At 50.0% G+C, this 14,022-nt stretch carries 3 protein-coding genes; 1 reads left to right on the top strand and 2 read right to left on the bottom strand.

Annotated elements, in window-relative coordinates; all coding sequences use genetic code 11:
* Positions 1 to 11,095: ESPR-type extended signal peptide-containing protein (locus tag HMPREF2726_RS10600; protein WP_148132512.1), on the bottom strand; the 11,095-nt coding region annotated here is incomplete at its 3' end.
* A 657-nt stretch (positions 11,096 to 11,752) separates the two neighbouring features.
* Positions 11,753 to 12,682: a hypothetical protein gene (locus HMPREF2726_RS10590; protein WP_070603341.1), complete on the bottom strand. Its 930-nt coding sequence runs from the start codon at positions 12,680 to 12,682 to the stop codon at positions 11,753 to 11,755.
* Positions 12,683 to 13,086: 404 nt separating this feature from the next.
* Here HMPREF2726_RS10590 and ubiG point away from each other — a divergent pair, with 404 nt between their 5' ends.
* Positions 13,087 to 13,806 (top strand): bifunctional 2-polyprenyl-6-hydroxyphenol methylase/3-demethylubiquinol 3-O-methyltransferase UbiG, encoded by a 720-nt coding sequence (gene ubiG, locus HMPREF2726_RS10585; RefSeq protein WP_070603339.1) that lies wholly within the window; start codon positions 13,087 to 13,089, stop codon positions 13,804 to 13,806.
* Positions 13,807 to 14,022 lie beyond the last annotated feature (216 nt).

The raw sequence follows: 14,022 nt of genomic DNA, 5'->3' as shown, positions 1-14,022 counted from the left end.
CACCGGTCGTGCCGTTGTCGGCGGCAAAGGTCAGGCCTTTGTTATCCACCGCGTCTTTCGCCGCTACGCCTTTAGCGATGTCGGCTTTGGCTTCGTCGGTCAGGTCGAGGGCGTAATCGGTAACACCGTCGGCATCTTTCGCACCTTCACTGACTTTAACCGCGCCGTTAGCCGCTTGGCTGAGGGTGGTCTTGTCGGCGTTAACGGTGTACTCGGTGTTGTTGCCGTCCACTTTTTCGCTGACGGTAACGTTCTTACCGGCGACGACGGTGGTGGTTTTTTCAGTGGCGGCGAGTTGTTCGTTCAGCTGGGCGACGTTGACGGCGTCAGTGTCTTTTACGCCTTTGGCTACGTTGGCAATCTTGTTGCCGCCGTTGTTCAGACCGGCATTGGTCAGAGACACTTGGCTTGGCGAACCGTCCGCACCGATCTTCAGACCTTCTCCGCTCAGTACGCTGTTGCCGGAGATGAAGCTGTCGGCCAGTACGGTAGTAGCGGAAACCGTACCGAATTCAACGTCGTCTGAAGTCTCAACCGTCAGCTCTTTACCGCTGCGTTTCACTCGGATGTTCTTACCTTGTTTCACGGTCACGGTGTCGCCTGCAGCGATTTTTTCGCTGTCGGCTTCGTCGTTGGCTTTCAAGTTCCAGCCTTTACCTACGGTCTCTTTAACTGCTGCAATCGCGTCGTGAACATTGTCTTTGCCTGTACCGCCGATGTTGGCAGTGGATACATTGCCGTTCTCGTTCTTGGCTTCTCCGCCCAAGATGGTTTTCAGGTTCACTTGGGTTGCATCCAGCTGGGCTTCGGTCGCGGCTTTGTTCGATCCTGCCAATGGGGCGCTGCCCAAGGTGGTGTTGGTCAGTCCGCTGACAATGCCTTCTTTACCGTCAATCACTACCGGTTTACCGCCGTTCGCTGCGTCTTTGCCGATGGTGACTTTCTCGGCCAGGCTGAAGTCGATCGCTTTGCCTGTACCGCTTGTGGTAACGATGTTCTTGTCTTTGCTTGTGTAGGTAACGGTATCGCCCAAGTTCACTTTTTCAGACGACCCGTTGTCCGCAACGATGTTCAGACCTTTGCTGACTTCTTCGCCCACTTTATCCAAAGCGTCTTGAACTGTACCAACAGCATCATGTTTCGTACCGTCTGCTTTAGTTACAGTAAAGACAGGAGCTTCAATCGCACCAGTAATCGGGTTGATGCTGCTATTCAACGCTTTGGCAATCGGGTTCAGCTGGCTGACGTTAACCGCATCAGTATCTGCCACACCTTTGGCTACGTTGGCGATTTTGTTGCCGCCATTGTTCAGACCGGCAGTAGTCAGAGACACTTGGCTCGGAGAGCCGTCTGCACCGATCTTCAGACCGTCGGTAGTCAAGACGCTGTTGCCTGCGATAACACTTTCGGCAACCACGCTGGTCGCTGCCACTGAATCAGCTTTGACATGATCAAACTCAACGTCGTCTGAAGTTTCAACCGTCAGATCTTTGCCGCTGCGTTTCACTCGGATGTTCTTACCTTGTTTCACGGTCACGGTGTCGCCTGCGGCGATTTTTTCGCTGTCGGCTTCGTCGTTCGCTTTCAGCTTCCAGCCTTTCTCGGCAGTCTCTTTCACTGACTTGATCGCGTCGTGAACGTTGTCTGCTCCAGTCTCACCGATGTTGCTGGTCGTAACGTTGCCTTTGTCGTTGGCTGCCTCACCACCCAAGATGGTCCTCAGGTTCGCTTGGGTTTCGTTCAGCTGCTCTTCGGTCGCAGCTTGACCTTTGGTGGCAAAGTCCGCACCGCCCAACGTTTTGTTGGTCAGTCCGCTTACTGTACCGGTCGTACCGTCAATCACAACTGGTTTTTGACCTGCTTTGCCAACGGTAATCTTGTCAGCCAGGCTGAAGTCGATTTCGTTGTCCGCTACGGTCGTCACGATGTTCTTGTCTTTGCTCGTATAGGTAACGGTTTCGCCCAAGTTGACTTTGTCCGCATTACCGTTGTCTGCGGCAATCTTCAGACCTTTGTTCAACTCGTCGCCGACTTTGTCCAATGCTTCTTGAACGGTATGCACTGGTGCACTTACCGTACCGTCCGCTTGTTTGATGGTAAAGTCAGGAGCCGCAACGGAACCGTCCGCACCAATGGTCGTGTTCAACGCTGTTGCCAACGGTTTGATTTGCTCGACATTTACTGCATCGGTGTCGTCCGTACCTTTGGCTACTTTGGTAATCTTATTGCCGCCGTTGTTCAGACCGGCAGTAGTCAGTGACACTTGGTTCGGAGAACTGTCATCACCAATCTTCAGACCGTCGGTCGTCAATACGCTGTTACCTGCGATAACGGTTTCTGCAATCACATTGGTGGCATTGACGGCATTGAATTCAACATCTTCTGAAGTAGCTACGGTGATGTTTTTGCCGTCGCGGGTTACTTTGATGTTTTTGCCGTCTTTGAAGTTAACCGTTTCGCCGGCAGCAACTTTCTCTTCGGTATCGTCGTTCGCTTGCAGCTTCCAACCTTTTTCCACCGTCTCTTTCACAGACTTGATTGCGTCGTGAACCGTATTTTGGTTAGTACCACCGATATTGCTCATGGCGATATTGCCGTTGGTGTTTTCTGCGTTACCGCCCAAAATAGTTTTTAGATTCACTTGGCTAGCATTCAGCTGTTCTTCGGTTGCAGCTTGGCCTTTGGTGGCAAAGTCCGTACCGCCCAAGGTTTTGTTGGTCAGTCCGCTTACCGTGCCGTTCGTACCGTCAAATACAATCGGAGTGCCGCCGGCTTTGCCCAACGTAACTTTGTCGTTCAAACCGAAATCAACTTTGCCTCCCGGCAGGGTTTTGGTCTTAATGTTGCCATCGGTACCGGTGTAAGTAACAGTGTCACCTAAGTTGACTTTTTCAGTCGACCCTGCATCAGCGGCAATGACCAAACCTTTCTTCAACTCTTCGCCCACCTTATCCAAGGCTTCTTGAACCGTACCGACAGCGGTATTTTTCGTGCCGTCCGCTTTAGTTACGGTGAACGCGGGCGCAGCCACTTCACCCGTTGTCGGGTTGACTGTTGTGTTCAATGCGGCTGCAATCGGTTTAAGTTGCTCGACATTTACCGCGTCGGTATCCGCAGTGCCTTTGGCGATGTTGGAGACTTTGTTGCCACCGTTATCCAGACCGTTTTTAGTCAGGGAAACAGGAGCATTTGCTGCACCATTGGCAATAGTCAGTCCGTTGCCGTTCAACACACTGTCGCCGACCGTGACTTTATTGAAAGCAACGTCGTCTGAAGTGGCTACGGTGATATTCTTACCATCGCGGGTCACGGTAATATTTTTACCTTGTTTGATGGCTACTTCATCATCAGGACTGATTTTTTCGGCCTGTGCCGAAGTTTCTTCGTTCACTTTCAGCTTCCAGCCTTTTTCAGCGGTCTCTTTTACTGACTTGATCGCCTCGTGAATGTTGCCTTTGCCTGTGTCACCGATGTTGGCAGTGGATACATTGCCGTTCTCGTTCTTGGCTTCTCCGCCCAAGATGGTTTTCAGGTTCGCTTGGGTAGCGTCCAGCTGGGCTTCGGTCGCGGCTTTGTTTGAAGTCGCAAAGCCAGTACCGCCTAACGTAGTATTGCTCAAACCGCGCACTGTTCCCGTCGTACCATCGATGCTGACAGGTTTGCCTGTGTCTTGACCGATTTTGACGGTGTCGGCAAGTTTCAGTTGTACGCCGCCTTCAACGGTGTCGCTGACAATGTTGCTGTCGCCTTTGATGTTGACAGTGTCGCCCAGTGCGTATTTGTTGCTGTTGCTCGTACCACCGATATTGATGCCTTTGGCAATATTGGCGGCGTTGGTATCGGCTTTCTGATCGACTTTGTACAGTTGCGCTCCGTTAACAGCATCGGTGCTGTCAGCTGCAAGCTCGCCTTCAGCAACTTTGGTGATTTTGTTACCGCCGTTGTTCAGACCGTTTTTAGTCAGGGATACGGAAGAGCCTGCCGTACCGTTGGAGATGGTCAAACCGCTTCCGTTCAACTCGCTGTCGCCTGCGGTTACTTTAGGCGTATTCAACCCTGCACCTGTCAACTCGCTGCCGCCGACGGTAACTTTGTCAAAGGCCACTTCATTCGAAGTCGCTACGGTGATGTTTTTGCCGTCGCGAGTTACTTTGATGTTTTTGCCATCCTTGAATGTTACCGTTTCGCCTGTCGCCACTTTTTCAGCAGTATCGCCGTTGGCTTGCAGATTCCAGCCTTTTTCAGCGGTTTCTTTGACGGATTTAATCGCATCGCTGACGGTAGTCTTACCTGTTTCGCCGATGTTGGTAACCGTTACCGTACCGTTTTGGTTGGTTGAACCTGTACCCAAAACATTTGCCAGATTGGTCTGCGCGGCATTTACCTGCTCTTCGGTCGCGGCTTGGCCTTTGGCTGCGAAATCTGTACCGCCTAACGTTTTGTTGGTCAGTCCGCTTACCGTACCATTCGTGCCGTCGATAATAACGGGGTTGCCACCTGCCGCGTTTTTGCCGACGGTGACGGTATTGGCAAGGCTGAAGTCGATTTCGTTGCTGCCTACAGTCGTTACGATATTTTTATCTTTGCTCGTGTAGGTAACGGTTTCGCCCAAATTGACTTTGTCCGCATTGCCGTTGTCTGCGGCAATGGTCAGGCCTTTATTCAACTCGTCGCTGACTTTGTTCAAAGCATCTTGAACGGTATGTACAGCCGTGCCTGCCGTACCGTCGGCTTGTTTGACGGTAAAGCTCGGCTGTCCGACCGTACCGTCCGCACCGACGGTGGTGTTCAATGCGGCTGCAAGCGGTTTGATTTGCTCGACATTTACCGCGTCGGTGTCTGCCGTACCTTTGGCTACTTTGGCAATCTTATTATTGCCGTTATCCAGACCGTTTTTGGTCAGGGAGACAGGGGCGTTTGCCGCACCGTTGGAGATGGTCAATCCGTTATCCTCCAGTACGCTATTGCCCGCAGTTACTTTAGGTGTAACCAATCCTGCATTCGTCAGCGTGCTGTCGCCTGCCTTCAAAGTAGTCGCAGTTACGCTGTTCAACGTGATGTCGTCATTCAGTTTGACCGTAACATTGTCGTTGTCGGCGGAAGTAGTGATGTTGCTGCCGCCTTTAATGCCTACGCGCTCACCCAGTTTTTTGCTTGAAGTCGAAGTACTACCGTCCGCATCAAAAGTCAGACCTTTGTCAGCCAGCTCTTTAAGCTGTGCATAATTCACAGCATCATCTTCATTTTCACCTTTGGCAACTTTGGTGATTTTGTTGCCGCCGTTGTTCAAGCCGGACTTGGTCAGGGATACCGGGGCACTTGCCGTACCGTTGGCAATGTTCAGTCCATCATTCGTCAGTACGCTGTCGCCTGCCTTCAACGTATCGGCAGTTACACTGGTCAACGTAATGTCGTCTTTCAGTTTGACTTTAATGCCGTCTGTACCCGCTTCGGTAACCACATTTTTGTTGTCGCCTTTAATTGCCAGCGTTTCGTCCAGTTTTTTAGTCACGGGAGAGCCGCTATCGCCGTTAAAGGTAATACCTTTGGTATCGACAATATCTTTCGCATCTACGCCTTTTTGAATCTCAGCTTTGGCGGCATCTGTAAGGTCAAGTTCGTAGTTGGTGGTTTTGGTTTGGTTACTGCTTGTCGTTTCAGTCGGATTCAATGCCAGCTTACCGTCAGCTTTTACGCTCACAGTCGTTTTATCGGCATGAACGGTATAAAGTGTCTGATTACCAGTAACTTGAGAAGCAACATGGGTATTATCGCCTGCCGCTACGATGCTGATTTTCTCGCTGTCGGCAACGGCTTTATTGATGGCATTGGCAACATCAGTTGCGGTAGCAAATGCATCGCCTGCTGTATCCGCACTGATTACGCCGCCAGTACCTGCTGTCAACGTAGACTTATTAACATTGAACGCAATACCGTCGGCTTTGTTTTCGGCGGTCGTACCTGTACCGTTAACGAAGTTCAGTGTGGAATCGTCTTTAGTCAACGTTTTGGCATCTGCGCCGTTGACTTGTACGCCGATGTTTTGCAATGCGCTGTCTGCTTTTGTCAAAGAGACTTTGGTTTTGTCTGACAAATCCAGTTTGTAGGTAGTGACATTGGTATTTGTATCTTCAGACGACGTCAGTTTCAGACCGTCCACACTACTGTCCAGCGCAACGGCTGCACCTTTGGCATTGACGGTGTAAACCGCATGCCCGTCAGTCGGGTTATCGGTTTTGGTTACACTGGCAACATTCGTCCCTCCTTGAACCTCGGTTTTCGCGGCTTTGACTTGTTTATAGCTTGCTGCGTCATTATCTGCCACGCCGTCGGCAATGTTGGTAACCTTGTGGCCGCCGTTGGAGAGTCCGCCCGCAGTCAGGCTCACAGGATTGCTGCCGGAGCCGATGGTTACGCCGGAACCGTTAACGGTCGTGCCAGCAGCAGTTACATCGCCGCTGAAGACTGCGGAAGTCAGGCCGGTCAATTCTTTTGCCAGTTTGACGTTCAGCGTGTGATTTTGGTCGTCTGAAACTACACCAATATTATTATCGGATAGCTTAGTCTGATCAGTTTGTCCGCCTTTGACTGCTACGGTGCTGCCAAGTTGACGGTCAAATTTCGTACCTGTGTCGCCTTCGAAATTCAACGGCGTGCGTACGGCATTGCTCAAAGCGGTAAGCGCACCACCTACAGTGTTGTAATTAGCTACGCTTGCAGTCGAAGGGTCACCTGAAATGACGCTGTAAGTCGGCGCAGTAATCGTGCCGTCCGGATTCACTTTCGTACCGATGGCTTCGGCGATTTTGTTCAACTGGGAAACATTAACTGCATCATTGTCTTTAGCACCGTTCTTCACATTGCCGACCGTGGTCGGAGTAGTGGTTTGCGGATCGGTCGGATTCAATGCGGCAATGGTTACATCACCTGTGTATTCCGTATTGTCGTCAACATGTTTGAACGATACGGTTTTCACGCCGGTACCCGGAGCGACAGTTACTTCACGTCTCAGAATTCTGCCGTCTGTACCCACATAAGAGAACGGCGCATCATTATTGACGGTCGTCAGTGTGCTGACACGCAGGTTTGCCATCGCATCTTGCAACTGACCCAGATTAACCGCGTCTTTGGTATCAGTACCACTCAAAACATTGGTAATCTTGTTGCCATTCATATCCAATCCGCCCTTAGCGGTAACTTTGCCCGCGAATTCCGGATTATCAACGGTATTAATGCTGACGGTTGCGCCGTTTTGACGCAGGGAGATATTTTTACCCGCTTCCAGCGTAATGGTTGAACCGCTGGTAACGTCTTGCAGTGTATGGTTTTCCGATACACCGTTGGTACCACCAGTCTGCGCTATCGTCAGTTTGAATGGTTTGTACGCATTAGTATTCAGCTCACGGATAGCCGCATCGATGGTATTTTGACCTGTACCGCCGATGTCTCTCGTCGTCAAGCGGCCATCTTCGTCAACTGCGGCATTACCGCCCAATACATTTTTAACAGTTTGGGCAGCATTACCCAAAACGTTTTGTACCGCGTACAGCTGGCTGCCGTTGATGGCATCCGTAGATGTACTAGAGATTTCGCCCGGAGCAACGTTTTTCAATTGACGTTCGTAGCCTGACGAACCGAAAGACACTTGGTCGCCAGAGGTAATACGGTTGCCGCCTGCAAAGCCTGAGTATTTCAGATTGTTGACAGTAGCTTCGTTGACTTCGATTGCATCGGTTGTAGTCGTACTGCCCGCACCGATTGCGACAGAGTTACCTTTAGTAGCTTTCGCGCCCATACCGAATGCGGCAGAGGCGACGCCTTCAGCAATCGTACCCGTACCAAAGGCTGTGGATAATTGGCCTATTGCCTGTGATTTAGTACCAATGGCTACCGCAGCTTCGCTTGAAGTCGTATGAGTATAACTGCCGGTTACCATCACATCGCCGGTATAGTCTTGATAAACCTCTTTAACCGTTTTACCCCCCGTACCGTCTACAGTTTTCACTGCAACGGTATCCCAGTCGTCCGCACCAATGGCAATAGAAGAATTGCCTTTTGCGTCTACATTGTTACCGATGGCAGTAGATTGATCGCCCCATGCATTGGCGTATGAACCGATAGCAATGGTTTGATTGTAATCAGGTTGCCCAGAACCTGGTATTTCGGTATTGGTTGCAGAAGCGTTATAGCCGATGACGACAGAGCGCGAGTTATTGGATCGCGCATCTTCGCCGATAACAACCGCACTGTATTTCAGGGCTGTTGCATTATTACCGATAGCAACTGCTGCAGCTTGAGCAGCTTTGCTGTTTGTACCGATAGCGATGGAATTGGTATCGTCCGCGTTGGCGTTGTTACCCAAAGCTATGGCATTGGCTTCGCGGGTATGGCTGCTCAAACCAAGCGCCAAAGAAGCCGCGCCGTCTGCATTGGCGGCACGTCCTAACGCAATAGAATCTTCTTTCCAAGCATTATTGCCCGAGCCGATAGCGATAGCATATCTTTGGTCAGCCTTCGTAGCGGCACCGAATGCAATCGTGTCAGCACCATTAGCAAAAGCCTTTTTACCGATTGCCATTGCCCGATTTTGTACAGCATCGGCACCGTTACCGATAGCAACAGTATCTTCTCCTTTTGCTTTGCTTTCATTACCTACCGAAACAGCATTCAAATTCAGAGCTTGTGCTTGTCGACCTACCGCCACAGAGCCTATTGCTTGAGCATTGGCGTTGAAACCAAACGCTGACGCACCTGCTTTTTCAGCTTTGGCATATGGGCCAACGGCAGTAGTAGAATCATCAGTAGCTCTTGAACCATCACCTACAGCCACGCTCGATTTACCTGATGCCTTAGTATCCTGACCGCCCGCAAACGAGTTTTGACCATAGGCATTTGCTTGCTGACCGATGGCGGTTGCATTCTTGCCACTTGCTTTACTTAGCGCACCAACGGCAACCGAACCTTCACCCGTAGTCAGGCCATTAATAGCGAAATCAGAGCCTGCTGCCGCCTCAACGGTAGCCTTGCTACCAATTGCAACTGCATTACTTGCAGCCGCTTTGGCTTCAGGACCAGCGGCAATCGCGTTTTCGCCTGTCGCGCCGTCATTGTTGTAGTTGGCTTTTGTTTTATCTGTGCTATTTACACTATAAAAATGAGTTTGCGATGCGGCAGTCAGTTTGCCGTTTTCGATTTTGACAGTTTCTCCGTCCACCTTAACGTCGTATTTGATTTTAGTATTGCCGTTTGCTTCGGTATCAACGGTAACGGTAGTTGCATTGCCGTCGGCAAATTGCACGCTTTCGCCGGGCGTAACAATGCCCTTCGCCGCGCCCGCATTGTCTTTGACAGCAAAGCCTTGGTTGACGTAACTATTGAGATTGGTCAGCGCATCAGCAACGCTCCGAGCAGGAGTTGCATTGAAGTTAGCTGTACCATTACCTGCCATATTCGGCGTAGCACTGCCTTTGAGCACGTTATAAGACGGTAACGTTACCGTACCTTGACGGTTTGTAGGATCAGTACTCACAGTCGCGCCGCCGCCCAATGCATTGGCAACTGCTTTGGCGATATTGCCCGAACCTGCATGAAGCGCGTAAAGCTGGCTGCCGTTAATCGCGTCAGTGGAAGTTGAGGTAATCGCACCCGGAGCAACATTTTTAAGCTGTCGTTCGTAGCCTTTCGTACCAAAAGAAACCTGTGAACCGTGCGTCAAGTTGTTCGTACCCGCAAAGCCGCCATAGGTAATATCATTAACAGTTGCAGTAGTTATCTTTTCCGCATTAATGGTTGTGGTCGAGCCCGCACCGATGGCAACGGATTTATCCTGAGTAGCGGACGCACCCACACCGAATGCTGATGCACCTAAACCACTAGCGATCGTACCCGGACCAAAAGCCGTAGACAGAGCACCTGTCGCCTGTGCCTTCACACCTACCGCAACCGCTGCCGTAGCAGCCGTAGTACCTTGATAACCGCTGGACATATCAGAACCAGTCAATTTTTTGTACTGTGTATTGACGCTTTCTTTTGCAATATCCCAGTCATCACCGCCGATGGCGATAGACGAGTCCCCTGCCGCACGGGTATTGTTACCAATGGAGGTTGATTGCTGACCCGAAGCAGTGGCATCTGGACCTATGGCAACCGCTTGGTTCAGCCCTATCGCCTTAGCTCCCGCACCGATAGCAATACCTTGTCTGGAGGTTGATTTAATCTCTCCATAAACATGATCATCACTACCAATGACGATAGAAGCCTCTCCCGTTGCCTGTGTATTTTTACCGATAGCAATCGATTTAAGAATTGATGCATTCGCGTTCGTTCCAAAAGCAACCGCATCTACGCCCGTAGCCTTCGCATTCGTACCGAAAGCAAGCGTATCATTACCAGATGCCATCGCGCGTCGACCAATAGCGGTACTGCGAGTCCCTGAAGCCAAAGTCGCGCCACTGCCGTCATTCAATTCTGTATTTTTATCTCGCCCAAAGCGGTCACTACCGCCAATAGCAACCGCAAATTGGCCTGTGGCCTGTGTCCAACTACCAATGGCTGTTGCACCCCTTGCCTTCGCCTCGGCACGACCACCCAAAGCAGTAGTCCATTGATCTGATGCAACAGTATCCGCACCAACAGCGGTTGCCTTAGCTGCGTTTGAATTTGAACCTGTACCAATTGCAATCGCATTATTACCATCAGCATATGTAGCTGTAGTTGGATCACTACCACCAATTGCAATAGCACCCGTGTTTAAACCATTAGGCGGCGCGGCCCTTGTTCCTGCACGCGCATAGGCACCAACTGCAACAGCGCCTGTTCCATTAGCATGAGCGCCATTGACAGCAGTTTCACCACCCGAGCCATTTGCAACTGCAGCGGTAGGCGCAATCACCGCCCAAGCCCCTTCGGAAAATCCCAATAATGCCGCGCTCAACGCTGTCAGCCTGAATAAGGTTTTCAGACGACCTTCCTCTGAGGCGCGCACATCTCCTTCAGCACCTTCGCTGCTTGATTTGACACGTCCCTTCGCCAATTCGGAAGTAACGACGAAAGAGCCGATGGTACGGTTCCATACAACTTTGAAAATCTTATTCATAACAATCTCTCTTGGTTGGATTTATTAAAAAATATCAGATTGAATTCAAGCATATACAATCAAAATAAGACGTACCCCCCGCACTGCCCCGCCGCTGAATCTTCTTCTTCAGGCACAAGCGGATTTTATGAGGCAGGCATTCATTTATTTTGTTTATATATTATTGAAATCCAATAAAGTTGACGTTAATTGTCACTTAGATACAATTTTTAGAACATATCTATATCTGAGGAAATAGTGTTTTAAGCCAATTAACCTTACCGTTTATTTAGAAAAAGTTCCGATAATCCATAACTTTGCTTTTAAAATTAACATTTATTTACCAAACAATATAGAACTATGACCTTTATCCTGCAATTACCATGCCAAAGATGACATGCCTGATTCATGCTTTCAGACTTCCATAAAGCATTTATACTAAAATGAAAAAATGCCGTAAGCGAATTTTGAAAAAAGGTCGTCTGAAAATAAACTGCAACAAGATCATGGACATCACTCTCCCTGTTATAGTGGATTAATAAGCAACAAAACCGCCATTGCGACAAAAAGGTCGTCTGAAACCTAAATTTTGGGTTTCAGACGACCTCTTTGCTTGGCGATTTATCCGCCCGCCGTCATGCTTTTCTCTATTAAATTGACGGCAGGAAATGCGTTGTTTTATTTCAATTTGCTGTTTTTCAATGATTTGGATGATGTCGGCGGCTGCAATGTTTCGACGGCGATGTCTTTGGGGTGCGCCGCGATAAAGGACTTGGTCGCGCGCATGATTGCCTGTATGCGCGGGTCGTTCCAGCGGACGATTTGATGGTTTTCATCACGCTTGTCCGACCAGATAATCACGCCGTCCATATATTTGCTGCTGATTTCGAGCATTTTCTGCCAGCGTTCGGCATCGATAAATTGTTTGAAATACGGGCTGTTGCTCGCGGAATAATATTGCGGCCAGAGGTAGCCGATGATTTTTTTGTCGGGATAGCGCTTTCTAATCTCGGCAACGGTGGTTTGGACGTCTTTTTCCCATTGCGCCAAATCGGGCGTGGTGATGTAAAACACGGGATTGGCATAGTCGCTGATGGCTGCGCTCATCTGACGGCGTTTGCTGAACTGCCGCCATTTTGCCAAAACTGCCTCGTTGTCCGCCTGAGCTTGGTAGTAGCGGATGGCGTGCAGGTGTTCGTCGGGCAAACCGTAGTTGCTGATGTAGGCACGGGGATTTTCTTCTTTGAAAATCCGGTACATACGGGCAAAGTCGGTTTTAAGTTCCTGAGGCGTGAGGATTTGTCCGTCTTTTTCGGCAAACCAGGTTTCGATGTCAGTGGAGATGGTGCGGTAGCCTTCGCGATAGGACTGGCGCGCCAATTCGCGGATTCGTTTTTCGTTCAACACACCGTGTTTGCGCTTGCCGGCAGGGTCGGGCATCACCAGCTCGGATTCGTAAATCAGGAATACTTTGGACAATTTGTCGGCAGTCAGGTCGGGTTTGCCGACGTAGTCCATGCGGTCGTAAATGATAAAGTCTTTGCCGAAAGCAAGCGTGGAGGCGGCGGCAAGGAAGAATAGGGATGCGGCGCGGATAAATGGTTTCATTGGGTTTTCTTTTTGGTGAAGGTCGGGGCTTGCTGTTTTGGCAATGCGAGGAGGACTAGATATATAGTGGCTTAACTTTAAACCGACGGCGTTACCTCGCCTTAGTTCAAAGAGAACGATTCCTCTAAGGTGCTGAAGCACCAAAGTGAATCGGTTCTGTACTGTCTGTACTGTGCGGCTTCGCGTCGCCTTGTCCTGATTTAGTTAATCCACTATAAATTAATGGGAAAGGTCGCGGCAAACAAGGCGGAAGGGGTAAAAACAAGTCAAAGGTCGTCTGAAAAGGGTAAGCGGCGTTTTCAGACGACCTTTTGGCGGCTGGCGGCAGTTTGTCTCTGTTCCATCCTGCCACTTTGCTATAAAATCGAAACCCTCTTCAACCCGAAATCCAAATCAGGAAAATCATGATGGAAGCAGCCGGACAACACAACGTCGATGCGGACGAAATCGCTAAATTCAGCCAAATTGCGGATAAATGGTGGGATAAAAACGGCGAGTTCAAACCTTTGCACGACATCAATCCGCTGCGCTTGGGCTATATAGACTCGTTCGCGCAGTTGACGGGCAAGCGTGTTTTGGATGTCGGCTGCGGCGGCGGGATTTTGTCGGAAAGCATGGCAAAGCGCGGCACGGCGCACGTTATCGGTATCGATATGGCGGAAAAATCGTTGCAAACCGCCCAAGCCCATGCCACTGCCGAAGGTGTGGACAATATCGATTACCGCTGCATCCGCGTCGAAGACCTTGCCGCCGAACAGCCGCACAGTTTCGATGTCGTAACCTGTATGGAAATGATGGAACATGTTCCCGATCCCGCCGCCATCGTCAAAGCCTGTTCGGAGCTGGTGAAGCCTGACGGCTGGGTGTTTTTCTCCACCATCAACCGCAACCCTAAATCTTATCTCCATCTGATTGTCGGCGCGGAATATGTGTTGAACGTCGTTCCCAAAGGGACGCACGATTGGCAAAAATTCATCACGCCCGCCGAGCTGGCGCGGATGTGCAGGCAGGCAGGTTTGGACGTTATCGACACCAAAGGCATGACCTACAATCTTTTGACCCGCCGCTATTCTTTATGCGACTCGACAGAAGTGAATTATATGATTGCCTGCCGCCCGGTTTAAAGTTGCCTGTCCGAATCATGAGAAGAGGTCGTCTGAAAATTACGTTTCAGACGACCTCTTTTCAACTTCTCACCAATGCAGCTTGCCCGCTTCTCTAATTCAATTTTTTGAAACAGACTTCCCGCAGATAACGATCGCTGTTTCCAAACAAACGGAAATCCAGCTTTAAAACGGGAACTCACTAATATAGTGGATTAAAATTGCAATGATACGGCG

The sequence above is a fragment of the Neisseria sp. HMSC074B07 genome (assembly GCF_001810355.1).
GTDB lineage: Bacteria > Pseudomonadota > Gammaproteobacteria > Burkholderiales > Neisseriaceae > Neisseria.
The sequence above is the reverse complement of the archived record's forward strand: the minus strand, read 5'-3'. Positions and strand labels throughout refer to the sequence as shown.